We start from the raw sequence: 26,790 nt of genomic DNA, 5'->3' as shown, positions 1-26,790 counted from the left end.
GAGAAAGGAAACAAATATCATGAAAATGAAGATTTTATTGGCGGTAGTGGTGGGGGTTGTGATGCAGGGGGTGCCGGGTAGTGATGGGATTGCCCGGGGCGAGGGGAACGACTCATGGCTCGGGGGTGTCATGAAGTCGATGGGGAATTCAAGAAACGACACCTCGTCGAGGGACTCCAATCAATATGATGACAATCGACGGGGCGATGACGATCGGCGGGGAGATGACCACCGGCGGTATTCGGAGCACCAGTCGAACGATCCGGACCAGATCGTGAGGCGGGCGTATCAAGATATTCTCAACCGGGAGCCCGATCAGCAGGGGTTGCGGGTGTTCCGGAGCCGGATCATTGATGACAAGTGGAGTGAGCAGGATGTGCGGAACGCGCTGCGTAAAAGTGATGAGTATGCCCGGCAGGGCACGGCGTCAGTCGATAACATGATCCGGCGGGCGTATCAGGATGTTCTGGGCCGGGAGGCTGATCAACAGGGGTTGGCGACCTACCGGGCGAAGATGGAAAACCAGGGGTGGAGTGAGCGTGATGTGCGGGCAGATCTCAAGAAAAGTTCGGAACGCCGCGAGAAGGGGGATGTCAGCCAGGAACAGGCTCAACAGATCGTACGCCAGGCGTATCGTGATACCTTGAACCGTGATCCGGATGCCAGCAGCTCCCTCTACGTCGAACGGGTCATGCGGGATCACTGGACGGTAGACACGGTCTCCCGGGAGTTGCGTAACAGTCCGGAGTATAAGAAGAAACGCGGCAAATAACAGGGCATTCACTACATGAGCGCGCAGGCCAGGGGGATCAGCGCCAGGCCGATTCCCTGGATGGGGCGGGCTTGAAATAGCCGGGGCAGCAGGCCGATGCCGGTGGCCGTCAGCAGGATCAGCAGGCCGGGCCAGCTGGTGGTGCCGACAACAATAACCGAAATTCCCGCTACTCCCGCGCCAACCCCATAATACAGCGCAGGGGTGACGCGTGTTTGGGTAGGGCGAGGCGTCCCTGCCGAGCCGCGCGAGTAGCCCGGCACCAAAATAGTCATCAACAGTTCGGGCATGGCGAACATCCCGATCATGGCCGGGATAAAATTCAGGAAAGAAGCCGTCAGCGGAAGCGGCGATCGGTAGAAGAGAATCAGTCCAAGCAGGCCGGAGAGCAGCAGGGTGGCCAGTCCGGCTGCGACAGGGGCCAGTGTGTAGAGGAGGTGGGTCCGGGCCGGCAGGGCAGTCGGCGCGGCGCGAGGTCGCTCCGTCAGGACTAACAAAATGACCCCTGCCCAGAGGATCCAACCCAGATGGGGCACGAGCACATGGGGCATGATGGCCAGTAAATCCGGACCACTCATAGTGCCGGGGGCGGGGTGAGAGTGGTCAGGTAGGGCAGCTGACGGAACCGGTTGTTATAGTCCAACCCGTATCCCACCACAAAAACATTCTCGATTTTAAAGCCGCAATAATTGGCCTCAATGGGGACGGCGCGGCGCGCGGGTTTATCCAGCAGCACACATGTCCGGACCTCCTTGGCGCCCCGTTCGGAAAGCAGGCGGCAGGCTGTCTGAAGGGTACGGCCGGTGTCCAGGATGTCGTCAATGATGAGCACCCGGTGGCCTGTAACCGACGCGGTCAGTTCATCCACGATCGAAATGGCGCCGCGGCTGATTGTGCCGGAGCCATAACTGGACAGGGTGATAAAATCCAGAACGGGCTGGGCCTGGTGTTCGGAGAGGGCGCGGAGGAGGTCGGCCGTAAAGACAAAACTGCCCTTCATAATCGAGACGGCCAGGAATTCCTCCTGCCCGTACGCCTGAGCAATCTCCGCGGCCAATCGGCTGACCCGCTGTTGGATCTGAACGGCGGGAAACAGGATGTGGTGGCCCGGCATCTCTTGATCCTGCTTCATGGAGGGCTGTCCTTGTGCGCGAGGTCGTGATTCATCGCCGGGCGAATGGCGGCAATCGAAATGACCTGAGGCGGGGAACGCCAGGCGAGCAGTAGCAGTATGGCCAGGCCGATCAGGCTCAAGGTGAACGCCGTGAGTCTCAAGAGGCGGTACAGGGGGCGTCGTGGGGTGTCCTCGCCACAGTACGGGCAGGTCAGGTGCATTCCGGTAAAACGGCTGCAGGCGGGGCAGGCCTCCTTACTTTGATCGGGGCGCGGGCCGGGCGTCATAATTTCCCCACAATGGCTTGAAGGACGTTCTGGTTGGTAATCAGGCCGATGACCTCCGATTGGGCATTGACCACCAGGCACATGGACTGTTTTGACAGGCGGAGCTTGGCGAAGGCCTCCATCAACGGGGTCGTTTCTTGAATGAACAGGGCGGGGCGGATATAGGGCTTGATGCTGCCGCCCAGGCAATCCTCGCAACCGGCCATGACATCGAAGAAGTTGATGGTCCCTTTGATAGTGCTGCCATCCTCCTCACAGACCGGGAGGCGGGTATGGGCAGATTCGCGCACTTTCTCCATCAGCGCCGTCATATCGGCCGAGGCGGGAAGAATGGCCATGGTGGCGCGTGGCGTCATGATGTGGAAGGCCGTTTTAGTCGACAGCTCAAGGACGCGGCGGATCATAATACGTTGGCGGGCAGAGAGCGCTCCATGATCCGCGCTTTCCTGGGCAAGGATGTCGATTTCGTCCTTGGTGGCGACGAGCGCGCGGGTGGCTTTCGGGGCGGAGGCTGAAGGGATCATCCAGCTCGTGATCCAGTTCATGGCATCAATCAGTGGACGTAGAATCAGCGAACTCCAGCGCAGGGCCTTGGCGAAGGGGCGGCACCGTTCCAGGGGGTGACTCTGGAACCAGGCCTTGGGCAGGTAGGTGGCGAAGATCAGGATAATGAGTGACGTGGCCAGGGCGTTCAAGGTTTGGAACCAGGGGTGCATCCGGGCCGTCCAATTGGCGGAGACTACGGAGGCAATGACGATGCAGATGTTGGTGCCGACGAGAGTGGTCCCCAGCAAACGGTCCGGTTGCTGGAGGAAATTCTGAAGAATGCGGGCGGCCCGGTCTCCGGTTTCAGCCAGATGTCTCAGTCGCATCCGGTTGAGCGAGATCACCCCGGTTTCCATTCCATCAAAGAATCCGGCACCCATCAGGCAGAGGAGAATGAGGATGAGATCGGAAAGCATCATACCCGGACTCCTTCTTCCTGTTCGGATTCTGAAAGTTCCGGGTTTTTCTCAATCAGGACACGGGTGATGCGGTGTTTTCGCATTTGCAACACGGTGGCCCGGCATTTCTGGGCCGCAATGATGTCGCCCGTTTTCGGGAAGCGGCGGGCATGGGCCGTCACCCAGCCGGCGATCCGGTCGGCCCCCTCGATATCCAGGCCGAGATCCAGTTCGTAATTCACTTCCTCAAGACTGGTATCACCGGCGACCTGCCAGCGATTTTCGCCCACGGGTTCAATGTTGGGGCTTTGTCCATCCGGTTGCTCCCCGGTGAACTCGGCGATTTCGTCGAGAATGTCGCCAATGGTAATCAGGCCGGCGGTGCCGCCGTATTCGTCGATGACGATGGCCAGCCGGCGGGACTGCTGCTGGAACATGGTGAGCAGGGTGTCGAGAGGGGCGGTGTCGGGCACATAAAAATGAGGGTGGAGGGCTGCCGAAATATCTTTCCCTGGATCCATCAGGTACCGGGCGACATCCAGAAACCCTTTCACATGGTCGAGATCCCCGATGCAGACGGGCAGGAAGCGGAAGCGGGCCTTGCGGCAGACCCCCGCAAAGGTGGAGGCGTCATCTTCGATGTCCAGACTGATCAGATCAACGCGCGGGGTCATCACGTCCTTGGCCTGGAGTTTTTCGAGGCGGATGATGCCATCCACCATGGCCCGTTCCTCCTTGTTAATGACGCCCTCTTCATGGCCGACGTCCACGGCCGTCAGGAGTTCGGCCTTGGTCAAGGCCGACCGGCGCGGGGTGAAATGGGATTGGAACGAGTGGGTGATTTTCTCCATCAGGAGGTGGAGCGGGGCGCAGAGCCGGATGAGGAGGGTGAGGGCCGGCAGATAGAGCATGGCCAGCGAATCGGGTTTACTCAGGCCCAGGCGCTTGGGGGCCAGTTCGCCGAAAACAATAAGGATCACGGTGACGGCCGGGATGGCGACCCATTCGCCATGGCTCGGAAAAAGTTGTTCTGCGACCACAAACCCCAGGTTGGCGACCGCTACATTCACGATGGTATTGCCGATGAGAACGCTGGCGAGCAGGTCGGCCGGGGCGGCAAGCAGTTCCTCCAGTCGTTTCGTGGCCTTAGGATGGTGCCGTCTCAGCCGGTGAATCTGCATGGGGGAAAGCGAGAACAGGGCCGTCTCTGCGCTCGAAAAGAACGCAGACAACAGCAACAGCACTCCCAGGCCGGCCCCTTCCGCTATAATTAAACCGCTCATAACAACTTCCTTAACTCAGGCGGAGGATAATGGAAGATCAGGGGGTTGGCAAGACCGCCGAAGCAGGGCAGACGTATCTCAATCTCCGCGAAACATGAAGAGATTTACCACGGAGAAGCGGAGATTTGGAGAGAGAAAACAAATAATGTGGCGGGATTTTTAATTCCGGAGTACCCCGCGATAAGCGCGGGGCAAGCCTGAATGAAAAATCCCGCCACGCTTTCTGGAGAACACCATGAGTGATACGAAGCGTCGCAGGGCTCTCCTGTATTTCTCAAGGAAACCGTGGCGTTAATTTTTCCACATGTACTCATGCGGAAAAATTAACGCCACATTTGGATTTTCTACTCTCTCTAAATCTCCGATTCTCCGTGGTAAATCTTCCTCTTTTCCCCGTCAGTGCGTCAGGCGGGCACAGGCGCTGAGATCCGCAGGACCGTGGCCCGTTTCCCTGTCGGCTTGAGGGTGTAGCGGTCCAGTTTGCCGGGAATCAGGCAGGTGCGGCCGCCGGGGAGCGTTTCAGTCCCGGCCTCGCACATAATCTTGATCTCGTCCGTTTCGCTGAAGAGGGCGTGGAAACTGGCGCCATCGTGTTGGACAAAAAACGGAGCGGTGAGATCGAGCTGCTCCAACCGGAAATAGGGGGAGACCACCCGTTCGGTAACCCGTGCCCCGGGCTTATCGCTGATGAGGCGGGGGGTGGTGATGACGGGCGCGGAATCAGACCAGTGGATGACCTTGAGGGCCTGTTCCAGATGGAGTTCCCTCGGCTTGCCGGCCTTATCCACCCGGCCCCAGTCATATACGCGGTAGGTGGTGTTGGAGTTCTGCTGGATCTCCAGGATCAGCATGCCTTCGCAGATCGCATGGACGCGGCCACCGGGAATGAAGATGGTGTCGCCCGCCTTGGCCGGGACCGATTGCAGGGTGTCTTCCAGCCGGCCGGCCTTGAGGGCGCTCAGGAAGGCAGCCTCATTGATGCCGGCTTTGAGACCGGCAAAGACGTGCCCGCCTTTGGGGGCATCAAGAATATGCCAGGTTTCGGTTTTAGCTTCGCCAATGCCTTGGGCGGCCGCGGCATCGTCCGGATGAACCTGAATGCTCAGGCGCTCCCGGGCGTCAATCAGCTTGACGAGCAGGGGAAAGGAAGAGGACTGGATGGCATGGCCTAGCAACTCCTTGCCAAACCGGGTGACGAGGGCGGCCAGGGTTTGTCCTTTAAGTGCCCCATTGGCTACCACGCTCATCCCCTCGGGGCGGTCGGAAAGTTCCCAGGATTCGGCATAGACGCCTGGAGGTTGGTCGCGATGGAATCGGGCCGGAATGCGGTCGCCGCCCCAGATGTAATCCTTGTAGGCCGGTTCGAGAATAAACGGATACAGGTCAGTTGTGTTCATGGGAGGAATCTTTACCACAGAGCAGGGGCGGAATGAAAGGGGAAGAGGAGGATTTACCACGGAGACGCGGAGATTGAGAGAGAGAAGGAAATGCAAATGTGGCGTTTATTTCGCCCCCATGAGTACATGTGGCCGGAATAAACGCCACGGTTTCCTTGAGGAATACAGGAGAGCCCTTCGACAGTGCGACTCACTCACAGCAGGTAAGCTCCTTCGGTCAGGATTCTTGGACCAGGTCGGGTCAGGTCTTCTTTAACCCCTCTTTCTCGTGGTATAACTCCAGAAAACCGTTGCGGAATTTTGAATTTCGGTACTCCGGAATTATAAATTCCGCAACATTATCTTCGAATTCTCTCTCTACTCTCCGTGGTAAAATCTTCTTCCGCTAGACGAGTTTCAACTCGGTCAGAGATTCAAAGTGGGCGGTGCGGGGGAACATGTCGAAGAGCTGGGCGGACTGGACCTGATAGCCGCCTTCCTTGAGCCAGGCGACGTCGCGGGTCATGGTATCAGGGGCACAGGAGATATAGAGAATCCGGGCGGGGCGTTGGGTGAGAATGTCGCGGACCATCAAGGGACCCATGCCGGTGCGGGGCGGATCCACAATGAGGGTGGTGTGCTCCGGCTCATCCAGCTTGAGTTTGATCATGCCTTTTTCGGCTGAGGCCGTGATCCATTCGATGGACGACAGACCGAGTTTTTTGGCGTTGAAGGCGGCCGCCTTGATGCCGGGTCCGTCCAGATCCATTCCGATCACGCGGGGAATGCCCAGGGTCGCGGCGGCCAGCGCAAAGACGCCTACCCCGCAGTAAAGGTCAACCACGGTCTGCGGAATATGGTTGCTTAACGTGTTAAGCACCGATTTTATCAGCAAATCGGCCATCCGTGGATTCATCTGGTAGAAGCTGTCGCGGGGAACCGAAAGCGGACCGAGGATCGAGGATTCAACCAGCCAGGTGTCATTTTCCGCCGCCTTATTCCGCCACCATTGGACGCCATCTTTTTCTGTCCAGCGGAAGATGAGGGTCATGTCACTTCGCAAGGTGCGGCGGAAGGAAGGGGCCTCGTGAAGGGTTTTGAGCTGGGCGTTAATGGGGTCAACGGCCAGCGGACAGGCCGGCACATCCAGTACCGTGACGTTGTCGTCCATGAAATATCCCAGTCGCCGGTCCTTGCCATCGATCTGGCCATGGAGTGACAGCTTGTTGCGGTAGCCGAGCGGGGAGGGCGAGGGGACGGGCGGCAGGAACACTTCCTCTGCGCACCCTGCCTGACGGGTGAGTGCGGAATGAAGTTGCTGGTTCTTGATCCGGATCTCCTCTTCATAGGTGGCGTGCTGGTAGCAGCAACCGGGGCAGGTGGAGGTGAGACGTGAGACGTGAGGCGTGAGAGGTGAAGTGTGAGAGGGGAGATGGGCGAGGTCAGCGGCGAGGGGGCAGAGGGGGGTGATGCGATGAGGGGAGGCGGTGATCAGGGCGGTGGCGCGGGCTTCAAGGAAGCCGCCGCGATCCTTGACGATCTCAATGGTCACGGTCTCGCCGGGCAGGACGCCGGGGATGAAGCAGACCTTTCCGGGTGGTTTTGACGGAGCAAAACCCTCCATAACACGGGCGACACCGCGTCCGCCGGTGGTGACGTCGCTAATGTGTACGGTCAGGGGATCAGGGCTCAACGGGGGCTTCCTGCGGTTCGGGGGTGCCGGGTGTTTTGTCTTTTTTGGAACCGGAATAGAGGGCGAAGCCGAGGAGCCGGCACTCGATATTGCTGTTGAAAAAGAGGATGCGCCGGCAATGGCGCAGGCCGATGCCTTTGCCCAGAGCCATGTTTCCCGTGAATACAAAGCCCATATAACCCTGGCATTGTTTCTTGAAGAAGTCGCCGATCCCGCGGTAGACGGGCTTAAGCAGCTCCTCCTCGCCCATGCGCTCGCCGTACTCGGGGTTCAGGACCAACACGCCGCCGCCTTCAGGGACCGGTGAATCGGCGAAGTCGCAGATTTCAAACTCGATCAACTGTTCCACCCCGGCGGTGCGGGCATTCTGGCGGGCGGCCTCGATGGCGTCGGCGCGAATATCGGAGGCAATGATCCGTCCGGTGAATTTCCGTTTCGGGAGGGCGCGGGCCTCGTTCCGGATTTTCTGCCAGGCCTCATCATCAAAGCCCTTGATGTGCATAAAGCCGAAGTTACTGCGGAGGAGGCCGGGGGCCCGGTTCTGCGCGATCAGGGCGGCCTCGATGGAGAGGGTCCCGCTGCCGCACATGGGGTTGAGGAAATTGCCTTCACCCGTCCACCCGGTGGCGCAGACGATGGCGGCGGCCAGGGTTTCCTGCATGGGGGCCAGCATGGGGATTTTCCGGTAGCCCCGGCGGGAAAGCGATTCACCGGAGGTGTCGAGATAGATCTTGGCGTTCCCCTGGTTCCAGTAGAGGAAGACCACCGTGCCGGTGCGGTCATTGCCGGAATTGGGACGCCGCCCGGTTTTTTCGCGGATGCGGTCCACAATGGCATCCTTGGTTTTGACGTTGGCAAACCGGTCATCACGGATGGCGGCCGTGTTGATGAAGGAGGTGACGGTGAAATAGCCGTCGTCCGGAATGAAGTCTTCCCAGGGGATCGTCAGGAGGTGCTGGTAGAGATCCTCCGGCTGGCGGACCCGGAACCGGCTGAGTTCAAGCAGCACCCGGTTGCCGGTGTGTAGGAACAGGTTCAGGCGCATGGCGTCATGGAGCGTGCCGGTGGTTTCAACGCCGGCTTCCAGTTCCTCCACGATAGGGAACCCCATGGCCGTCAGCTCCGCCCGGGCATAGGGGGGGATGCCCCGGGCGCAGGAGATGAGGAGGGGAAAAGTATCTGATTTGAGATCTGAGATTTGAGAGGTGAGATTCATGTTGGATTCATCATTCATAATTTCCTGTGCGTGAGTGCCGGAAGGGTTCGGCGGGTGGTTTCGAGATCATGGATATTGATGGTGAAGGTGGCGGCCTGGGCGTCGGTGCCGAAGCGGGCCAGGACTTCGCCCCAGGGGCCGACTAGCATGCTGTTCCCGTAGCTGGTCACGCCGGTGTGCGGGTTGGTGCCGCACTGGTTGGGGGCGATGACAAAACATTGATTTTCAATGGCCCGGGCACGGAGCAGGACTTCCCAGTGGTCCTGGCCGGTACGCTGGGTGAAGTTGGATGGCAGGAAGAAGAGATGCGCCCCGAGTGTGGAATAGTGGCGGAACAGTTCAGGAAAGCGCAGGTCGTAGCAGATCGCCATGCCGCAGTTCCAGCCCTCGAGCTCCGTCATTACGGGGGCGGTGCCGGCCTGCCAGAGGTCACTTTCCCGGATGATTTTTCCTGAATCCAGTTCAGCATCAAAGAGATGCATCTTGCGGTAGGAGGCGGCGATTTCTCCCCGGCGGTTGAGCAGGACGCTGGTGTTGTAAACGCCGGACTCATGCTGTTCCATGAGGCTGCCGGCCAGGACCCAGGCATTATGGCGGTGGGCAATGGCGGCCAGGAAGGTCATCAGGGGGCCCGCGAGGGGGGCCGCATTTTGGCGAAACTCCTCATCACTGCCGCGAATGGCAAACACTTCCGGCAGGGCAATCAGGTCCGTCGTGCCGATGCCCGTCAGGAGCTGCTTGGTGCGGGTCAGGTTGGCCTGAACATCGCGACCCGCGTCGACCTGAACGAGGGTGATTTTGAGATGGTTGGCAGGGTGGTTCATGAGGGGTCAGGTGGTGAAGGCCACGGCGCCATAGCCGACAACCCATTCTCCCCGGCTTTCGGGAAAATCATCTCCGCTATTGCGATAACGCAGTAGCGTGGCTTTTTTGCATCCCTGTTGTTGTGCATAACTCATGGCGGTGACCACGGGGCCGATGCCGCAGAATATCTGATGGGAATAATCCCAGTCGTGCATGATTCCCTGAATATCCATCCCGACCACTTTGCGCAGGGTGGCTTGATCCGTTTTGCGAACCTGTTCGTAAGACGGGTCGTGGAGCATATCAGAACTGGCCACGACGAGAATCTTTTTCTTGGCCGCTAATTTTGTCAGGGCGGTCGCCAGGGGACCAAGGAGCCCCATGTCGCGCGGTCCGATCATGACCATCACCAGTGAGGCGGCGGGCAGGACGGTCTGGATGAAGGGGACCTGATTCTCGAGCGAGTGTTCCCCCATGTGTGGGCGGTAATCGAATTTGATCCGGGCGTCGGCTTTGAGGAGGAGGCTGGCGCTGTCCTGATCCAGAGGCGTTGTCCCGAGCGGGGTCGAAAACGCATCGCCATCCATGATGGCCACGCCCGGTATCTGTTCGCGGTGGCTGAAGCCCAGTACGACGACGGTATCGGGAGCGCCGTGAAGGAGGCTGTTTTCCTGAATGGCCCGATAGGTGTAGGCGGCGGTGGGGCCGGAATAGACATATCCCGCATGCGGGGAGATGGCGGCGAAAATGGGGTTCTTGACTTCCGGGATGAAAGCATTTTCGAGGGCGTCAGCAATGAACTGCTTCAGTGGCCCCCGCACCCCGGGAAACCACTTCCCCGCACCCAACGCAGGGCGGATAATTTGATTTCGCATACTCATATTTCCCCTTCCTATTTTCATATTATCACCCCTGCCGCCCGTTTAGTCCAGTTCCGAAAAAAGAGAAGACTTCACCACTAATTTCGGAAATTTCGGAAATTCAGATTCAGGCAAAGAACTCCCTTTCGAGGAACCTCAGGGCAGGCAAAATGTTGCGGCATTATTAATTCGGGGTGCTCGGTCTATTGGGCTACACGGGACCGTACTGCGGTCTTCCCCGAATTGAAAATCCCGCAACGGTTTTCGGGGGACATTAAAGAATCATGGCGGGATCAAGCCCTTGAGCTTCCATATTTTCCCTGATGTCCGGGAAAAACCCGTTTTCTGTTATTTCTTGAATCAGTGGTGAAGTCTTCTCGCATTCTGGATTACTACGATCCCTTATTGACACCAGAGGAGGGGTGTTTCATCATGCTTTCCAAATTAGAAGGGGTGATAGTGTGAGTGCTGAACGAGAACTTGAATTGCGATCTTCGGCGGTGACGCTCTCCGACATGGAGATTTTTGTTTTCCCGGAGCTGATGTATGCGCTGATGCTTGCCAATTTGATGTCACCCCGGATCTGGAAGTGGCGCGAGGATCCCTGGTTCGCCGGTCTGGCCAAGATGAAGCCCTACCGTCGGATAACCCGCCTCAAGCAATACATCATGGACCACTATGCCTTCAACCTGGACCTGGACACCTGGGGGCTGACCACAAAAGACCGCGAGATGGCCCGGTTCCGCCCCTTTTTGGAAGAGGACACGATCCGGCGCTCGAATGCCCTGTTCGGGTATGAAGGCGATAAGTATTATTTTGATATCGATATCCGCACCCATTTCGGCCTGAATAAATATACGACGGACGCGATCCCCTACTGGAAAACGGAAACCGTCGAGGCGATGGATGCCTTCTGTCATAAGGCGGGGTATTCGACCGGCGCGGGCGAATGTGTCTCGCTGGCGGCCCTCTATGCGGCCGCCTTGTATATTGTGGCAGGGATCCCCCTGAAGGATATTTATCTCCTGGCCACGCCGCTGCACTCCCAGAATTATGTGGATTTAGACGAGGGGATCCTGACCAATAACCGGCGGCTGGTGACCAAGAAGATGTGGTGCAACGGGACGGCGCTCTCAGCTCAGGCGCGACGGGCCTTGGAAAACGAAGAGGTCACGGTGGTGGCGCATGAGACGGGCTGGATCCACACCGTTTATCCGGCCGCCTCTATTGATCCGGTGGCTTATAAGCGGTTCTCCGATAAGCTCAAGGCGTTTCTGGATACGCCGCTGACGGATGAGGTGATGGGTAACTTTCTGCGTCACAAACGGGACCTCCAGAAATGCTTCCAACTGAGGGGAACCATACATGGTGTCACCCATTATGTCCCCCTGGAGGTCGCCTTCCAGTATGAGGACGAGAGTTCATTCCTGGTCACGGACAAGACCCGGGACGCGCTGCTGGCGGACATTGATATGGACCAGTTTGTTACGGAGCGGATGACTGGACGGATCGTGCTGAATGACCTTGAGGATTACGTGCGCCGGGAAAAGCCGGACCTGAGCCAGCCTGAGGATACCGCCCGCCTGAAAGCCCAATTTGCCTGCACCTGTATGGATTCTGCCAGGGCGATGGAGCATTTGATCAAGTTTTGTCATGTCGAGCCACGGATTCCGCCGGCGAGCCAGCGTTCCTTTGTTCCGGCGAATGCGCCCCTGGGGATCACTAAGGAGATGACCCGTGAGGACATCATCACGCGGCTGGAATCGCTCCGGGCCACGCTGCCCGCCGCCGATCTGGCCTTTTATGCCTATCGCGACCTCAATCGCTCTGAGCCGGGGCCCTTTCTCAAGGCAGCGGTGGAGCGCAATCCGGTCTCTCTGGCGGGCTCCAGACCGATGACTGATGATGAAGTCATGGCGGTGGTGCTGGCCATGCCTCTGGAATCGATCTATGATGAGGCCGGACGACTCGCCCAGCCGGATGAAGTCTGGAACTTCGGCCGGGGCGACGGGGTGGAAAAAGCGATCCTGCTGGCCTGCATTTTCAAATCCCGGAGTCCTGGAGCGGTCATCACCCTTGAGGTGACGCCGGATCTCGCGGTGTTGAAAGTGGACTCCAGAAGGATGGAATTCACCTCAGTTAAGGGGTTGAAGTCGCAATACTGGGCTATCTGAAATGGCAATACCGGCCATGAGGCTGCTAATTCTGTGTAATCGCCCTGTTTGACGCTTAATCAAAAACTAACGCGATAAGGTTCGCTTTCCAGGGCGAAAGTGCCTATCATAACAAACTAAATGCATATTTTACGGGGACGGAGTCTATCGTGAATGTAAGCGTTAATAGATTTTTTTGATCATGAAAAGTTTCGCATCAGTTTTATTTTTGTTGATCGCTGGGGCCTTGGGCTCAGGGTGCCATACATCCCCCCATCAAAAGGGGGCTGGAGATTTGTCCCTTGCGAAGCCGCAGATCAAGGAGCAAACTCGGACGACTCAACCGGCTGACTCGGCCAAGCTTCGCCCGGGGCTTGTGATTAATGTCAATGTACTGGTTGCTGGGAAAAATGAGATTGCGGCCACTGGTAAGCGGATTACGGATAACGGAACGATTGCCATGCCCCTGCTTGGGACCGTTCAGGTCAGCGACCAGAGTCTGGAGAGCTTTAGCGCCCAATTAACCTCGGCTTACAAGGAGTTCTATGTCAATCCGCAGGTCATCGTGGAGTTTGTCCGGGATGATAATAAGGAGGGGCTCTCCCCCTGGGGTAATGTGACGGTATTGGGCCGGGTGAAAAAGCCGGGTCGTATCAGTCTGCCCGCCACCCGGGATCTGACCCTGAGCGGGGCGATCCAGCAGGCGGGCGGCTACGATACCAGTGCCAAGGAAAATGCCATTCGCATCACCCGCAAGCGTCCCGGCGGGGGTGTTAAAACGTGGGAAGTTGATTTGCGTTCAGTGGGGGCTGAAGGCATGATTGAAAATGATGTCTTGTTGGAACCGGATGATGTGGTGTTTATTCCTGAACTGATTTTTTGAAAACCTGAACGAATAAGTAGAAGAAAGCGAAGAGTATGATGAAACGAGTGATTGTTAGCGCCATAATGGGCCTTGCCATGATTTCCGCCGCCAGCGCCGAACCCGGCAACGGTATCCATGCCGGCCCCTGGATGTTCAGCCCGTATGCGAATCTGAAAGAGACCTATGATTCCAATGTCGACAAAACGCCTGTGGCGAAGCAGGATGACTTTTTCCTCGACTCTGAGGCTGGGCTGAAGATGGGGTACTCGGCCAATAAGGTCGATTTTTCCGGTCTAGGGTTCCTGGGTAACCGGAGCTACAGCGACTTGACCGATAAGGACTTCACCAGTGGCGGCGAAATCCTGAAGTTCAAGCAGGGGACCTATGACACGTTTGTCATTCAGGCGGATCAGACCTTCCGCCGCGTGGAAGATATTGATGTGCATGGTTCTGAAGCTGCGGTGCTCGGGGTATCGCCTGACTCCGTTCTGGACTCCAGCGCAACCAGTCGGCGTGACATCAATAATGTCGGGCTTTCTGTCGGGCGTGGCCTGACCGACAAAATGGTGCTGGATGTTGGCTACCGGTTTGATGATATCAATTATGTCGATCCTACGCTGTTTGACATCCAGAATCATATTGGCCAGGCTGAAGGGGCCTATCGGCTGACCGACAAAACGGACAGTCTCGTAACCCTGCAGGCGGGCCTCCAGGATAACGGGGTGATCAGTGATCCCGCCAGTTATTACATCGGCCGGGTGGGGATGAAAACCCGCGGAACGGATAAACTCATCTTTAAGGGCGGGGCGGGTGTACAACTCTATGAGCGGCCAAGCTCTGATGATGTCACGTCCTTCAATTACGACCTGTCCGCCTCCTGGGTTGCGACGGACAAAATCACGGTCCAGGCGGGCGGCCGTAACGGAACGGTGCTCTCCTCGCTCTACGCCGATAACGGCAGTGCCTATAACGCCGTCTGGGCCGGGGCTTCGTATAAGATCATCCCCACGATTATTGTGTCTGGTAACGCCTCTTTCCGGCAAGACGACTACCTTGATCCGGTGACGGTTGAGGGAGGAACAAAGGATCGGACCGATAAGGGCTCCGGTATTGGCGGCCGCGTGGACTATCTGACGCCGGCCAAGTTCCTGAAACTCTTTACCGAGGTGCAGTACTCGAATGTGAAGTCGACCATTTCGCCCACGTACGACGAAACCCGGGTTGCGCTGGGCTTGAACCTCCAGTACTAAGCGGCCAATCTCGCCCTAATGCATTTGCAGGATGACTGAAAAATTCCTCGTATCCGGGGTGGCGCTGATCCTGGCATACCTTACCTGGGTATGGGGCGGGCTGCAGGTGGCATGGTTACCTCCCTCCATCTGGGCCGCCGGGGTTCTTCTGATTGTCCTGTTGGCCTCAAGATCACGCCTCTGGTGGCGTGATCTTTTCTTTTATTTCGGGCTCCTCTTTCTCGGCTATCTGGCGATACAGTGGTGGAATGCGGGCCGGGTTCTCTACTTTGATGTCGGGTGTAACGAGTGGCGGTACTCTCTACCCCGTTACCCCCACTGGCCTTCAGCGGTCACCCGGCCCGAAGCCGCCCAGATGTTGTTATGGTTTTTCCCCGCCTGGGTTCTGGGGCTCGTGGTTCGCTCCCCCGCAGTCAGCCGCCGCACCTTATCCGCCCTGTTGCAGGGATTGGTCTATAGCGCAGGACTGCTGGCGTTATTTGGTATTGTTCAATTCCTGACGCGCACACGCTCGCAGTATTGGCTTGCGCCGATAGGGGACAGCTTTTTTGCCTCATTCGGCTACACCAACCATGCCGCGGCCTATTTCGTTCTGATGGGCGCGCTGGCCGCCGGGCTGCTCTATCGCGAGATCTTCAAAGAGGGAAGTTTTGGTGGGAGGGGCGCTACGCGCCGCGACTCTTTGCGTGATGTGGCCTCCCATGACATCGCGGCGCATAGCGCCCCTCCCACATTAAGAAGCATGCAATCGCTGCAAGTGCCCGCCTTGGCCGCCACCCTGTTGCTTTGTCTCGTTGGCGCCAATCTCTCCCTGAGCCGGGCCGGGGTGATTCTGGCCTGGGCGTTGGCGGGCTTTGTGGCCGTGTATGGACTCGTGCGGGGCTGGCGGAAGTTGCCTCGCGCGGGACGCGTCAATTTGGCGGCTGCCACGATCGCCATCTTGTTTGTTTTCTATTTTGCCGTGGCGGGCTTTGGTAGCAAGGACATCGCCAAAGAGTTTTCCGTCAAAAAACCGGTACACCACTTACTGTTTCCTGTTCTGGATGATCTTAATCTGGCACTCGGGGGGCGGTGGGAACAGGATGTGGCGGCCTGGCAAATGTGGCAGGATCACAAACTTCTCGGCGTCGGGGGCTGGGGGTATAGCTACCTGCTAGCCTTCTACATACCCAAAGAGGACTGGAAAGATTTGGTGCAAAGCGAAGGAAGAGCCAATGTGCATTGCGACATTCTTCAATATCTCACTGAATTCGGAATCGTCGGCTTTGGACTTATGGTAGCAGCAGTGGCAGCGCTGACTCTTTCCCCTCTCCCTTTCATGTCCGCCGTAGCCTTGGCGAAGGAGGAAGGGGAGAGGGCTAGGGTGAGGGTGTTTGTAACTCGTCACGACCCCCTCAGGGTCATGGGTATTGTCGGCCTTTTGCTCGTCGTCATTTTCAGTCTGATTGATCTGCCGTTCCGCTGCCCCGCTATTCTCTGTACCTGGATCGTGATCCTGGCCACCCTGCCAAAGGTGACAGCATTTAAAAAACATGAAACGTCGTAACTGAACCCTGAACCCCTCCCACCCCTCTTATGAATACACCACCCCCTCCGAATCCTGCCGACCCCGGTCATCCTCATTATCAAGGCGGGACCCCGCCCTATGGCGCCCCTTATGGCACGCCCTATTATGGGGGAGCCCCCACCGAATCTTCAGGCCTGCTGGGCTCGCTTGATCCGTTCCGCCTGCTCCGCGTGATACGGAAGAAGTGGCTGACGGTGTTACTGGTTCTGATGTTTGCCGGAATTGCCGCCACCTATTATCTCATGACCACCCCCAAGGTGTATCAGGCGGTCAGTTTAGTGGAACTGAGCGTGCGGCGCCCCCGGATCATGACGCAACAGGCCGCCGTCATCGAGGATCAGGGCGCCAGTTCACAGTCCGAGGAGATCTTCAATACCCGCCTTGAGAAATTCAAGGGGCGCGTCATGCGGGAGGCCGCCATCGCCCGGTACCGCAAGCAACACCCGGAGTGCAAGCTTCAGGATGAGGCGTTCAATGGCCTGTTTGCCAATCTGAACCTCACCCTTCTGCGCCGGACCCGCCTGGTTAAAATCGAGTTCAACCACACGGAGCCCCAGTTCGCGGCGGAGTTTTGCACCGCCTTTGCGGAAGCGGCGGAGGCCAGCGTCTATGACGAAAACCGGACGGCCTCCGATGCCGCCGTGATCTGGCTGGAGGCGCAATGCGCGAACCAGCGGCTCGAGGTGGAAAAGGCGGACGCCGCCTTGTTGAAATACCGGCAGGAGAACAAAATCGATGTGCTTGAGAGCCAGCGGAAGACCGTGGACAACGCCCTGATGGATTTCAATCAGGTGCTGGTGGCGCTGGAGAGTCAGGAAGCCAAGGAGCGCGACCTCCTGAATACGATCACCGCGGTCGAGCTTAAACCCGAAAATGCCGGGAAACTCCCCACCTCCATCCCGCGGGGCGACGAAATCAAGGCGTCGATGGATAAATGGATGGCCGCCCTGGCCGAGCGTGACGCCCTGCTGTCAAAATACACGGCCAAACATCCCGAGGTGTTGGCCAAAGATGGAATGGTAGCGATGTTCCGCAGCCAGGCGCTGGACTCGCTCAATCGCGCCAAAGCCACCTCCGCTTCAAATCTGGAGCTGTTCAGGAAGCAGGCGGAGAGTCTGCGGCAGAAAAAAGCCGATCAGGCCAAGTTGGCCTCCGATCTCGAACTGCAGATCGTGGAACGGCGGACGCATTTGACCGCTTTGGAGCGGACGCGCGATGCCAGTGATACCGCCTACCGGGGCATTCTGGGGCGTATCCAGGAAGCCCGCATGGCGGCCGATGAGAACACGGCCACGGTCAAGATTGTGGAGCGGCCTTCAGTTCCGGAAAAGCCGATCAAACCGCAACCGCTGCGCATCATCGCGCTTGCCATCCTGCTGGGGCTCATGGCGGGGGTGACGCTGGCCTTGATTACTGACACGATGGAGGACCATGTCACCGGTCCGCATGATCTTGAGGCCGAAATTGGCGTGAAGGTGCTGGCCATGGTGCCACACGTCAAGGCCGGGCGACGCAGTGATATTGCCACAGCCTCCCTGAACCAGCGGTTCAGTCAGATCACGGAGGCCTTTGCGGGCTTGCGCTCCATGCTCGATTCAGCACAATACAAGGAGAAGTCGAAAGTCATTCTGGTGGCGAGTTCCATTCCGGCGGAAGGCAAGACCATTACCTCCTGTAACCTGGCGATTGCCTGCGCGAAAAATGGGCAGAAGGTGCTCCTGATCGACTTTGATTTGCGACGGCCCCGGCTGGTAGGCATCTTCCCGATGCCGCCGGAAGGGCGGGGGTTGCTGGATTATCTGTCTGATTCGTCGATCGTCACCACCCCCTCTGCGCTGGCTTATGCCACCGAGTGTCCGAACCTGACCGTCGTTGCCAGTCGGCCCGTTAAGGGCGCCAGTCCCGCCGAATTGGTCGGAAGCCAGAAAGTGGTTGAACTGCTTACCTGGGCTCGAGAACATTATGACCGGGTGATCATTGATGCCTCGCCGCTGGGGTTGGTCAGTGACGCCCTGGTGCTGGCTGGGTTGTCTGATTGTGTGCTCGTCATGGCTCGCCCGGAAACCAGCCGGAAACGGGCCACTTTCCACACCATTCACCGTTTCCGTGAGGCGGGAGTCCGCATGATCTCCGCGGTGATCAACGACATCGATTTTGCGAAGGGCTCGCCCTACAACTCCTATTCATATCACTATTACGGCCATTATCAGCCCTACCCGCCAGAAGATATGAAGCGGGAAGGGTGAATTTTAATGGAGGGCGCCGCTCTGTCGGCGCCAGCGGTTAGAAGGGTTTTGACGGAGCAAAACCCTCCATTGAAGAATTCAGATTAAGGACTGTGAGGAAGATTATGTTTCGTAAAAATCAAGTTTCATTCGATCGTCGCGATGACCGGCTCACGGAGCAGGTCGCGGGTCAGTTCGATGTGCCTGGTGCGCCGGTGGGCATGTTTCCTGTAGGGTCGGGTAACATCAATGACACCTATCTGTCGATCTACCGCACGAGTTTCTCGGAAACCCGCTGCATCATCCAGCATGTCAATAAGAAGGTCTTTAAGAAACCTGAAGCCCTGATGAAGAACTTAAGGCTGGTGACGGAGCATGTTCATCACCGCCTCGAAAAAGAGCGGGCCACCGCCGACCGCATCTGGCAGTTGCCGCGTCTGATTCCGGCCAAAACCGGGGCCACCTTTCATCTGGATGAGGCGGGTGAGTATTGGCGTGCCATTACCCTGATTGATTCCGCGGTGGCCTATGACCAGGCCCAGGGGATCGGCCATGCCCGGGAAGCCGGAACGGTGCTCGGCCAGTTCCATCGGCTGGTGATGGACCTCGCCCCTGAGAGTCTGGAAGTCACCATTCCCGGCTTTCACCACACTCCTGGCTATCTGGCCGCCTATGACGCTACCCTGCCTATGGAGGCAGCGAAGGAACAAATCAAAAATGACCGTCTGACCGCAGAGCTCTGTCGTTTCGTAGAGGCGCGACGTTCGTTATGTGGCGTGCTGGATGCCGCACGGGCCCACGGGGAATTGCGGGTCCAGATCATGCATGGCGATCCGAAAATCAGTAACATCCTGATGGACAACATTACCGGCCGCGGGACCAGCATCATCGATCTCGATACCGTCGGGTCCGGCCTGATCCAGTGGGATTACGGGGATGCCGTCCGTTCCATCTGCAATCCGGCAGGGGAGGAGGCGGTCGATTTGGATCAGGTGGAACTTAGCCTCGTGTTGTGTGAGGCGTTTACGACCGGGTATATCGCGCAGGCGGCGGATTTTCTGACCCCGAATGATCGTGCTTACCTGTATGATTCCATCCGGCTGATCACCTTTGAACTCGGGCTCAGGTTTCTCCAGGATCATCTGGCGGGCAATGTCTATTTCAAGACCCGTCATCCCCGGCATAATCTGGATCGCGCGGCGGTCCAGTTCCGGCTCTGCGAACGGGTCGAAGCCCACGAAAAAGCCCTGCGTTCCCTGATTTCACGCTGTAACTAAAGTAAGGTTTTGACGGAGCAAAACCCTCCATTTTAAAAATGGAGCGGTATCCGAAATGGAGGGCGCCGCTCTGTCGGCGCCATGGTTATGAAAAAAGTCCTCTTCATCTTCGGCACCCGGCCGGAAGCCATCAAGATGGCGCCCGTCATCAAGGAGCTGCAGAAGTACCCGGCCCGTTTTTTTGTGAGCGTGTGTGTCACGGCTCAGCACCGTCAGATGCTTGATCAGGTATTGGACCTCTTCGAGATCGTTCCCGACTATGATCTGGACATCATGAGACCGGGTCAGAGTCTGACGGACGTCACCTGCAGCGTGCTTCAGGGGCTGGCTCCCGTCCTTGCAGAGGCCAAGCCTGACCTGGTGCTGGTCCATGGGGACACCACTACCACCATGGCGGCCAGTCTGGCCGCCTATTACCAGAAGATCGCGGTGGGTCATGTGGAGGCAGGACTGCGGACCGGGAACCTCTATTCGCCCTGGCCCGAAGAGATGAATCGCCGCCTGACCGGGGTCATCACCCGCTATCACTTCGCGCCCACTGAGCCGTCGCGGCAAAACCTGTTGGCAGAAGGTGTGGCCGATGAGGCCATTACCGTTACCGGCAACACGGTGATTGATGCCCTGCTGATGGTCCGGGCCAAGTTGTCAGAAGGGAATGCGGGCGAGCGAGTGGCTCAGGACCTGGTGATGAAGTATCCGGGACTTACGTCACTATGGTCGAGTCACGCCGGCAAACGATTGATCCTCGTTACCGGTCACCGGCGCGAGAACTTTGGCGAAGGCTTTGAGAACATCTGTTATGCCCTCAAGGAGATAGCGGCGGCGCATAGCGATGTTGAAATCATCTATCCCGTCCATCTGAATCCTAATGTCCAGGAGCCGGTCAGGCGGATCCTCGGTGCTGCTTCTCTTGATTCCGCGTTCCCCGCTCCGCGCTCCCCGCTTCCCAACCTGCATCTGATCGAGCCACTGGATTACCTGCCCTTTGTCTGGCTCATGAATCGTTCCTATTTGATCATCACCGACTCGGGCGGAGTGCAGGAAGAGGCGCCGTCGCTGGGTAAGCCGGTATTGGTGATGCGCGATACCACCGAGCGGCCGGAAGCGGTGACCGCAGGAACCGTGATTCTGGTGGGGACGGATCGACAGAAGATTGTCACCACCGCGCATCAGTTGTTGACCGATAAGGCCGTCTATGACGCCATGACGCATGCTCATAATCCCTATGGTGATGGCAAAGCGGCGGAACGCATTGCGACTAGAATAAAGGCCATTTCGGCATAGACATCACGTCTTAAGCCGCCGGATCAACCGGCGCCGACAGAGCGGCGCCCTCCATTTTTGATACCGCAGCATTTTTTCAATGGAGGGTTTTGCTCTGTCAAAACCACCGGATCACCCGGAGCCTTCTGTAACATTCAGCTCTGAACTTTCAACTCGAAACTCCTCAGGAAACCCCATGCATATACTCGTCACAGGTGCCGCCGGCTTTATCGGCTCACATTTGAGTAATAAACTCCTCGATCTCGGACACACGGTCGTCGGGATTGATAATTTCAATCATTACTATTCCGTAAAGCTGAAACGCGACCGCCATGAGATTCTGGAAAAACGATCAGGCTACACGGGCGTAGAAGCGGATATTTGCGACTACAAGCTCATGACCTCGCTTTTTCAAACACACAAGTTTGATCGAGTCTGTCATCTGGCGGCACAAGCGGGTGTGCGATATTCAATCTCGCATCCCTTTGCCTATCAACGGGCAAATTCCGAAGGGTTTTTGAGCATTCTGGAATCCTGCCGGCACGCCAAAACGCCGCGTTTGGTATACGCCTCAAGTTCAAGCGTCTATGGCGGCAATACGAAACTCCCCTTCAGTGAGACCGATGCGGTTGATACGCCCGTCAGCCTCTATGCCGCCACGAAAAAAGCCAACGAATTGAACGCCCACACCTATACCCACCTGTACGGCATGCAGACCGTCGGCCTGCGTTTTTTCACCGTCTATGGCCCGTGGGGGCGCCCGGATATGGCGATGTGGCTGTTTGCGGAAGCCATGCTGGCGGGCAAGCCCATCAAGGTCTTCAACAATGGCCAGATGCGTCGGGATTTCACCTATGTTGACGATATCATCCAGGGGGTCGTGGGTTCGTTATTTACCGAAAAGCTGGCCCCCTATGAGATCTTCAATATCGGCAATCACCGGTCTGAAGCCCTGCTCGACATGATCACGCTCCTGGGTCAGGCCTTGGGGGTAACCCCTCAAATGGAATTCCTGCCGCTTCAGCCGGGCGATGTTCCTGAGACCTATGCGGATATAGGACGAATCCAGCAAAAATGCGGTTACCACCCCACCACGCCGATCAGTGTCGGCATCCCGAAGTTTGTTGAGTGGTATAAGGCGTATACGGGAAAATAAGCGATAAATGGAATTTATCGACCTTAAGACACAGTACCAGCGCTATAAGGCTGAAATTGACGCCCGAATGCAGGTGGTGCTCGACCATGGGCATTATATCATGGGGCCCGAGATCGCGGAGTTGGAAGAGGTGCTGGCAAAGTATGTGGGCGTAAAGCATGCGCTTACGGTGGCCAGCGGGACGGTCAGTCTTGAAATTGCGCTGCGTGCGCTCGGGGTGGGGCCGGGTGATGAGGTTATTACCGTTCCCTTTACCTGGATCAGTACGGCCGAAGTGATTGGATTGGTCGGTGCCAGGCCGGTATTTATCGATATTGATCCGGTCACCTTCAACATGGATGTGGATCGGCTTGAGGCGGCCGTGACCCCTCGGACCAAAGCGATTTTGCCGGTAAATCTGTTTGGGCAGATGCCTGACTACGCGCGCATCAATGCAATTGCGGCGAAGCATCATCTGGCTGTGCTTGAGGATGGTGCACAGAGCTTTGGCGCTACCCAGCGGGGACGGCGTAGCGGAGCCGTATCACTCATTGGTAGTACCAGTTTTTTCCCCGCCAAGCCGCTCGGTTGCTATGGCGACGGGGGCGCACTGTTTACAGACGATGATGCGCTGGCGGCAAAGATGAAAGCCATCCGGACGCATGGGGGCGAGCGGCGTCATCACCACCCTTACCTGGGAATGAACGGGCGACTCGATACGCTTCAGGCGGCGATTCTGTTGGCCAAGTTTCCGCACTTTCAGTCAGAAGTGGATGCCCGCATTCGGATTGGGGCCCGCTATACGGAATTACTGCGCGGCAGCTGTGTGGTGCCTGAGGTAATGACCGGCAATACGCACGTTTATGCGCAGTACACCATTCGCGTTCCTGATCGGGATGGCGTTGCTGCGCGTTTGAAGAACAAAGGGATTCCCTGTACTGTTTACTACCCTAAGTGTCTTCATGAGCAACCTGTTTTTGCGCCATTGGGATATAAGATCCGGGATTTCCCCGAATCAGAGCGCGCCTCCCGGGAGGTAATAAGTCTACCCATGCACCCCTTCCTGTCCGATGCCGAGCAGGATCAGGTGGTGGCGGCGGTAAGGTGCATGTGATCTCCGCATGGGCTAACTTTTCGCCGTTTGCTGTCAAACATCGTTAGGAATTTCGACAAAATGAACAAAATAAACAGAATGAAGAGGAGTATAATCGGCGTCCTCGGATTCCTCTTCAAATTCTATATGTTTCACGAATTTCTCATAGGGCAAGGGCTTTAAATGGAGCTCATAAGGGTCACTTGAAAAGTTCCTGCCCTATGCGAAATTCGTGAAACGTATTCACAGAAAAAAGAAACAACTGATTCGGGGAGCAGCATTCTGTTAATTCTGTAAATTCTGTCAAAACTCTTCATTTATCACCTGGAAGGGTTCCGGTTGGCGCCATTGATTGTTTTCTCTCTCTAAATCTCCGTTTTTCCGTGGTAAATCTTTCCTGATCCGCTGTGTGTCTATGAATAAGCCTGAAATAGCTGTTATCGGGTGCGGTTACTGGGGAAAGAACCTGGTCCGGAATTTCCATGCCCTGGGGGCATTGTCCCTGGTGTGCGATGGTGCGGAGCGTGGCCGCAAGACGGCCTCAGAGCTGGCGCCGGGCATCCCTGTGGTTGGCGCGATAGATGATGTCCTGGCGCGTGGCGACATCTCGGCGATCGTCTTGGCGACCCTGGCAGAGACTCACTATGCGCTAGCAAGACGCGCCCTCTTGGCCGGGAAAGATGTGTATGTTGAAAAGCCGCTCTGTTTGTCTGATGCCGAAGGACAGGAGCTCGTGGGCATTGCCGCCGCGCAGGGCCGTATCCTGATGGTTGGTCATCTGCTGCAGTACCATCCCTGTGTGGAGGCGATCCAGGCCATGGTGGCTTCCGGCAAAATGGGTAAATTGCATTATATCACATCCAATCGCTTGAATTTAGGCAAAATCCGACGCGAGGAGAATGCCTTGTGGAGTTTTGCGCCGCATGATCTTTCCGTTATACTTTCCCTGACCGGTAATCAATTGCCCGAGACCGTGGCGTGTAGCGGAGGCGCGTATCTTCAGCCCGGTATCTGCGATACCACGCTGACGGCGATGTCATTTGCCAGCGGAGTTCGTGCGCATATGCATGTTTCCTGGCTGAATCCTTTTAAGGAACAGAAGCTCACGGTGGTGGGCTCATTGGGGATGGCTGTATTTGATGACACCAAGCCCTGGCCGGAAAAGTTGCTCTATTACGGCGACTATCTTTCTTGGGATAAGGACTCGGTTCCGGTTCCAAGTAAAGTCAAGGGGGAGGCGATCCCGCTTCCTGAAGAGGAACCCTTGCGCAAGGAGTGCCAGCACTTCCTTGACTGCTGTCACACTCGGTGCCGACCCAGAACTGACGGCGCAGAAGGGGTGCGCGTCCTCCAGACTCTCAGCATGGCGCAACGTAGCCTGGACCGTCACGGTGAGCCGGTTTCGTCAAGGGGGTCGCCGCTGTCCGTTCCGCCCTCCTTTTTCGCCCATGCGTCCGCCTTTGTGGATGAGGGGGCTGAAATCGGGAAAGGCACCAGGATTTGGCACTTCAGCCACATCCTTAAGGGGGCCAGAATTGGAGAGCGCTGTGTTATCGGTCAGAACGTCAATGTGGATGGCGGCACGGTGATTGGAAATAATGTTAAGATTCAGAACAATGTCTCGGTATATACCGGGCTGACCATTGAAGACGATGTGTTCCTTGGGCCAAGCTGTGTGTTGACCAATGTCACGAATCCCCGGTCACAGGTGAATCGTCATGCATTGTATGAAAAGACCGTCATCCGGCGTGGTGCCACGCTGGGGGCCAACTCTACCGTTGTGTGTGGCGTGGAGATTGGGCGATACGCCTTGATTGGGGCAGGGGCCGTGGTCACAAAGAATATTCCTGACTACGCCATGATGGTGGGGAATCCCGCGCGCCAGAAGGGCTGGATGAGTCGGCATGGCCACTTGCTGAAGAAGGCTGATGAAAAAGGGAATCTGGTTTGTCCTGAGTCCGGGTATCGCTATCACGAAGTGAGCGCGGGCGTGCTGAGGTGTCTGGATCTTGATGAGGAGGCACCGTTACCCCCGGAACTGACCAAAGGCACCAAGACTTATGATGAGTTCAAGACGCTTGACGACTAAATGAGAAACAACCGGAAGAGATTCAGACATCGATATGCGCCCGTGGCGCACATGTTAGCCCTCTTTTCCTCGTGGGAGGTCGGAAGGAAGACGAGTCCAAGTTTACACCTGCCTGCGGATTGTGATACTATTTGTTCCACAGGAAATGGAGGATGGTATGACAGCGCTTGAATTAGAAAGCGTCTTAAGGATGCCCGTTGAACGCAGAATTTTATGGATTGAAGACGTTTGGGATTCAATTCAACAACAGCCAGACAGCCTTCAGGTTCCGGACAGTCACAAGAAGGAATTGGATCGGCGGTTTCAGAAATATGCAGATGATCCATCCGCGTTATTGTCAGAGCAAGAGCTTAAAAAAGCTGTGAATGCGCGGAGATAGGCCATGCGAGTTGCTTATGTTCCGGAAGTCGCTGACGATTTGGTAGGGGCACGCGCCTGGTATGAGAACCGTGCCCCGGGACTGGGTGAAGACTTTCTGCGGATGGCTTACGCCTCAATCAGTGAACTTAGCGAATTTCCTCATTCGAACGGAACGGTCCACAATGTATTCCGGCGGGCCTTGTTAAGGCGGTTTCCCTACAGTGTCTATTATTATGTTTCACAGGATGTGATCACCGTATACGGGGTATTCCATTCTTCAAAAGATCCTCAGGCGATCAGGCAGTTGCTCGACATAAGATAACAGCACCCCTGACCCCATCCTGAACATGATGTATATCTCCGCCGTAGGCGGATGCGCCCGTGGCGCACATGTTAACCCTCCCACGGGAAAACAGGCCAGCGGGCCCGCAGACACATGAAGCCCATGAAACTTAAAGAATTTGAAGATCTGCTTGCCCGGGCTCGCGCGGACGGTGCCACGGACGACACCACGGTGTATCTCTCCGACAAGCGCCTGAAATACATGCGCGACGTTGACTCCGTACAGTTCCAGAAACGCGAAGGCTGGCCCGAGAAAGAATGGCCCGTCGTTATTGAAGAATAATCTGAAGTACGCAAAGATCGCAGAGCCCATTCGGCAAGCTCAGTACAGAACGGCTGCGGCGGATTATTTCGGGATTTAAAACCCGTTGAATTTACGCCGCAGGCGCAACTATTTTCATCTTTGCGCCCTTCGCGACCTTCTGTTCAATATTAATGCTTTCTGCCTGATTCGACGTTCGGCGTTGAATGTTGACAGTTCGATGTCCAATTCCCTTAAGGTGGCAGCCGACTTGTCCGCCGGAGTACCGGAGGTGGACGTCCCCGGCGGCTGCACTGGACCCCAGGAAAGCGAATGCGTTCGCCGAGGACGTCGAACGCCACCTTGAATATGGATGAGCCCGTTTGACCGCAATCACAGAGAACGAGAAGAAGTAAGTGGCTGAAAAGAAGATAATCCAATTGTGAAAAGTGAAGACGTGACCCCGCGCCCTTCCGGGGTTGCACGCCGGGCTTAGGAATGGCATCCGCTTCGGGGTGCAGGAATATTGGAACGACTCTCGATCCTCGCTGTTTTTACATGCGCCCACGTTCGGGGCAATC

The 26,790-nt window shown here is 56.9% G+C and carries 24 protein-coding genes; 14 read left to right on the top strand and 10 right to left on the bottom strand.

The window, feature by feature from the left end; genetic code table 11:
- The first annotated feature begins 19 nt into the window (after nt 1-19).
- Nucleotides 20-772: a DUF4214 domain-containing protein gene (locus WCS52_16545; protein MEI6168792.1), complete on the top strand. Its 753-nt coding sequence runs from the start codon at nt 20-22 to the stop codon at nt 770-772.
- An 11-nt stretch (nt 773-783) separates the two neighbouring features.
- On the opposite strand, the gene WCS52_16540 is transcribed toward WCS52_16545, so the two are convergent.
- The 10 genes from WCS52_16540 to amrB form a co-directional block, all read right to left on the bottom strand.
- The gene (locus WCS52_16540; GenBank protein ID MEI6168791.1) at nt 784-1,350 is read right to left on the bottom strand and encodes a hypothetical protein; all 567 of its coding nucleotides are present in this window, start codon (nt 1,348-1,350) and stop codon (nt 784-786) included.
- On the bottom strand, nt 1,347-1,904 hold the full coding sequence (gene hpt / locus WCS52_16535; protein ID MEI6168790.1) for a hypoxanthine phosphoribosyltransferase: 558 nt from the start codon (nt 1,902-1,904) through the stop codon (nt 1,347-1,349). Before hpt ends, WCS52_16540 begins: the two co-directional genes overlap by 4 nt.
- The gene (locus WCS52_16530; protein ID MEI6168789.1) at nt 1,901-2,173 is read right to left on the bottom strand and encodes a hypothetical protein; all 273 of its coding nucleotides are present in this window, start codon (nt 2,171-2,173) and stop codon (nt 1,901-1,903) included. Before WCS52_16530 ends, hpt begins: the two co-directional genes overlap by 4 nt.
- The gene (locus tag WCS52_16525; protein MEI6168788.1) at nt 2,170-3,138 is read right to left on the bottom strand and encodes a hemolysin family protein; all 969 of its coding nucleotides are present in this window, start codon (nt 3,136-3,138) and stop codon (nt 2,170-2,172) included. Before WCS52_16525 ends, WCS52_16530 begins: the two co-directional genes overlap by 4 nt.
- Entirely contained in the window at nt 3,135-4,400 is a 1,266-nt protein-coding gene (locus WCS52_16520; GenBank protein MEI6168787.1) for a hemolysin family protein, read from the bottom strand. The genes WCS52_16525 and WCS52_16520 overlap by 4 nt, the downstream gene beginning before the upstream one ends.
- A 404-nt stretch (nt 4,401-4,804) precedes the next feature.
- On the bottom strand, nt 4,805-5,797 hold the full coding sequence (locus WCS52_16515; protein ID MEI6168786.1) for a type I phosphomannose isomerase catalytic subunit: 993 nt from the start codon (nt 5,795-5,797) through the stop codon (nt 4,805-4,807).
- Nucleotides 5,798-6,182: 385 nt separating this feature from the next.
- The gene (locus WCS52_16510; GenBank protein ID MEI6168785.1) at nt 6,183-7,469 is read right to left on the bottom strand and encodes a TRAM domain-containing protein; all 1,287 of its coding nucleotides are present in this window, start codon (nt 7,467-7,469) and stop codon (nt 6,183-6,185) included.
- Nucleotides 7,459-8,703 carry a class I SAM-dependent RNA methyltransferase gene (locus WCS52_16505; protein ID MEI6168784.1) on the bottom strand — a complete coding sequence of 415 codons (1,245 nt, stop codon included), beginning with the start codon at nt 8,701-8,703 and terminating at the stop codon, nt 7,459-7,461. Before WCS52_16505 ends, WCS52_16510 begins: the two co-directional genes overlap by 11 nt.
- Nucleotides 8,700-9,509: a carbon-nitrogen hydrolase family protein gene (locus WCS52_16500; protein MEI6168783.1), complete on the bottom strand. Its 810-nt coding sequence runs from the start codon at nt 9,507-9,509 to the stop codon at nt 8,700-8,702. Before WCS52_16500 ends, WCS52_16505 begins: the two co-directional genes overlap by 4 nt.
- Nucleotides 9,510-9,515: 6 nt before the next feature.
- On the bottom strand, nt 9,516-10,364 hold the full coding sequence (gene amrB, locus WCS52_16495) for an AmmeMemoRadiSam system protein B (protein ID MEI6168782.1): 849 nt from the start codon (nt 10,362-10,364) through the stop codon (nt 9,516-9,518).
- 446 nt (nt 10,365-10,810) lie between these two features.
- Here amrB and WCS52_16490 point away from each other — a divergent pair, with 446 nt between their 5' ends.
- From WCS52_16490 to WCS52_16430, 13 genes are all read left to right on the top strand, one after another.
- Nucleotides 10,811-12,523: a hypothetical protein gene (locus tag WCS52_16490; GenBank protein MEI6168781.1), complete on the top strand. Its 1,713-nt coding sequence runs from the start codon at nt 10,811-10,813 to the stop codon at nt 12,521-12,523.
- 274 nt (nt 12,524-12,797) lie between these two features.
- Nucleotides 12,798-13,385 (top strand): polysaccharide biosynthesis/export family protein, encoded by a 588-nt coding sequence (locus WCS52_16485; protein MEI6168780.1) that lies wholly within the window; start codon nt 12,798-12,800, stop codon nt 13,383-13,385.
- Between the two features lie 35 nt (nt 13,386-13,420).
- Complete coding sequence (locus WCS52_16480; protein MEI6168779.1) at nt 13,421-14,617, top strand: outer membrane beta-barrel protein; 1,197 nt, start codon at nt 13,421-13,423, stop codon at nt 14,615-14,617.
- 31 nt (nt 14,618-14,648) lie between these two features.
- Entirely contained in the window at nt 14,649-16,163 is a 1,515-nt protein-coding gene (locus tag WCS52_16475) for an O-antigen ligase family protein (protein ID MEI6168778.1), read from the top strand.
- 29 nt (nt 16,164-16,192) lie between these two features.
- Nucleotides 16,193-18,430, top strand: a complete 2,238-nt coding sequence (locus WCS52_16470) for a polysaccharide biosynthesis tyrosine autokinase (GenBank protein ID MEI6168777.1) — start codon at nt 16,193-16,195, stop codon at nt 18,428-18,430.
- Between the two features lie 104 nt (nt 18,431-18,534).
- On the top strand, nt 18,535-19,686 hold the full coding sequence (locus WCS52_16465; protein ID MEI6168776.1) for an aminoglycoside phosphotransferase family protein: 1,152 nt from the start codon (nt 18,535-18,537) through the stop codon (nt 19,684-19,686).
- A gap of 87 nt (nt 19,687-19,773) precedes the next feature.
- On the top strand, nt 19,774-20,970 hold the full coding sequence (wecB, locus tag WCS52_16460; GenBank protein ID MEI6168775.1) for a UDP-N-acetylglucosamine 2-epimerase (non-hydrolyzing): 1,197 nt from the start codon (nt 19,774-19,776) through the stop codon (nt 20,968-20,970).
- 175 nt (nt 20,971-21,145) lie between these two features.
- Nucleotides 21,146-22,105 carry an NAD-dependent epimerase/dehydratase family protein gene (locus tag WCS52_16455; GenBank protein MEI6168774.1) on the top strand — a complete coding sequence of 320 codons (960 nt, stop codon included), beginning with the start codon at nt 21,146-21,148 and terminating at the stop codon, nt 22,103-22,105.
- Between the two features lie 7 nt (nt 22,106-22,112).
- Nucleotides 22,113-23,198, top strand: a complete 1,086-nt coding sequence (locus WCS52_16450) for a DegT/DnrJ/EryC1/StrS family aminotransferase (protein ID MEI6168773.1) — start codon at nt 22,113-22,115, stop codon at nt 23,196-23,198.
- A 394-nt stretch (nt 23,199-23,592) separates the two neighbouring features.
- Nucleotides 23,593-25,266 carry a Gfo/Idh/MocA family oxidoreductase gene (locus WCS52_16445; GenBank protein ID MEI6168772.1) on the top strand — a complete coding sequence of 558 codons (1,674 nt, stop codon included), beginning with the start codon at nt 23,593-23,595 and terminating at the stop codon, nt 25,264-25,266.
- 157 nt (nt 25,267-25,423) lie between these two features.
- Nucleotides 25,424-25,645 (top strand): addiction module protein, encoded by a 222-nt coding sequence (locus tag WCS52_16440; protein ID MEI6168771.1) that lies wholly within the window; start codon nt 25,424-25,426, stop codon nt 25,643-25,645.
- A 3-nt stretch (nt 25,646-25,648) separates the two neighbouring features.
- On the top strand, nt 25,649-25,948 hold the full coding sequence (locus tag WCS52_16435; GenBank protein ID MEI6168770.1) for a type II toxin-antitoxin system RelE/ParE family toxin: 300 nt from the start codon (nt 25,649-25,651) through the stop codon (nt 25,946-25,948).
- Between the two features lie 123 nt (nt 25,949-26,071).
- Complete coding sequence (locus WCS52_16430) at nt 26,072-26,251, top strand: hypothetical protein (protein ID MEI6168769.1); 180 nt, start codon at nt 26,072-26,074, stop codon at nt 26,249-26,251.
- Nucleotides 26,252-26,790 lie beyond the last annotated feature (539 nt).

The sequence above is a fragment of the bacterium genome (assembly GCA_037128595.1).
Taxonomy (GTDB): Bacteria; Verrucomicrobiota; Kiritimatiellia; order CAIKKV01; family CAITUY01; genus JAABPW01.
The sequence above is the reverse complement of the archived record's forward strand: the minus strand, read 5'-3'. Positions and strand labels throughout refer to the sequence as shown.

What these genes read in the sequence shown, in the direction of transcription:
- amrB (MEI6168782.1), bottom strand. Translation starts at nt 10,364, where the DNA reads ATGCGAAATCAAATTATCCGCCCTGCGTTGGGTGCGGGGAAGTGGTTT.
- WCS52_16440 (MEI6168771.1), top strand. Translation starts at nt 25,424, where the DNA reads ATGACAGCGCTTGAATTAGAAAGCGTCTTAAGGATGCCCGTTGAACGC.
- WCS52_16515 (MEI6168786.1), bottom strand. Translation starts at nt 5,797, where the DNA reads ATGAACACAACTGACCTGTATCCGTTTATTCTCGAACCGGCCTACAAG.
- WCS52_16525 (MEI6168788.1), bottom strand. Translation starts at nt 3,138, where the DNA reads ATGATGCTTTCCGATCTCATCCTCATTCTCCTCTGCCTGATGGGTGCC.
- wecB (MEI6168775.1), top strand. Translation starts at nt 19,774, where the DNA reads ATGAAAAAAGTCCTCTTCATCTTCGGCACCCGGCCGGAAGCCATCAAG.
- WCS52_16520 (MEI6168787.1), bottom strand. Translation starts at nt 4,400, where the DNA reads ATGAGCGGTTTAATTATAGCGGAAGGGGCCGGCCTGGGAGTGCTGTTG.
- WCS52_16480 (MEI6168779.1), top strand. Translation starts at nt 13,421, where the DNA reads ATGATGAAACGAGTGATTGTTAGCGCCATAATGGGCCTTGCCATGATT.
- WCS52_16500 (MEI6168783.1), bottom strand. Translation starts at nt 9,509, where the DNA reads ATGAACCACCCTGCCAACCATCTCAAAATCACCCTCGTTCAGGTCGAC.
- WCS52_16435 (MEI6168770.1), top strand. Translation starts at nt 25,649, where the DNA reads ATGCGAGTTGCTTATGTTCCGGAAGTCGCTGACGATTTGGTAGGGGCA.
- WCS52_16470 (MEI6168777.1), top strand. Translation starts at nt 16,193, where the DNA reads ATGAATACACCACCCCCTCCGAATCCTGCCGACCCCGGTCATCCTCAT.
- WCS52_16465 (MEI6168776.1), top strand. Translation starts at nt 18,535, where the DNA reads ATGTTTCGTAAAAATCAAGTTTCATTCGATCGTCGCGATGACCGGCTC.
- WCS52_16505 (MEI6168784.1), bottom strand. Translation starts at nt 8,703, where the DNA reads ATGAATGATGAATCCAACATGAATCTCACCTCTCAAATCTCAGATCTC.
- WCS52_16450 (MEI6168773.1), top strand. Translation starts at nt 22,113, where the DNA reads ATGGAATTTATCGACCTTAAGACACAGTACCAGCGCTATAAGGCTGAA.
- WCS52_16430 (MEI6168769.1), top strand. Translation starts at nt 26,072, where the DNA reads ATGAAACTTAAAGAATTTGAAGATCTGCTTGCCCGGGCTCGCGCGGAC.
- hpt (MEI6168790.1), bottom strand. Translation starts at nt 1,904, where the DNA reads ATGAAGCAGGATCAAGAGATGCCGGGCCACCACATCCTGTTTCCCGCC.
- WCS52_16530 (MEI6168789.1), bottom strand. Translation starts at nt 2,173, where the DNA reads ATGACGCCCGGCCCGCGCCCCGATCAAAGTAAGGAGGCCTGCCCCGCC.
- WCS52_16545 (MEI6168792.1), top strand. Translation starts at nt 20, where the DNA reads ATGAAAATGAAGATTTTATTGGCGGTAGTGGTGGGGGTTGTGATGCAG.
- WCS52_16540 (MEI6168791.1), bottom strand. Translation starts at nt 1,350, where the DNA reads ATGAGTGGTCCGGATTTACTGGCCATCATGCCCCATGTGCTCGTGCCC.
- WCS52_16455 (MEI6168774.1), top strand. Translation starts at nt 21,146, where the DNA reads ATGCATATACTCGTCACAGGTGCCGCCGGCTTTATCGGCTCACATTTG.
- WCS52_16445 (MEI6168772.1), top strand. Translation starts at nt 23,593, where the DNA reads ATGAATAAGCCTGAAATAGCTGTTATCGGGTGCGGTTACTGGGGAAAG.
- WCS52_16475 (MEI6168778.1), top strand. Translation starts at nt 14,649, where the DNA reads ATGACTGAAAAATTCCTCGTATCCGGGGTGGCGCTGATCCTGGCATAC.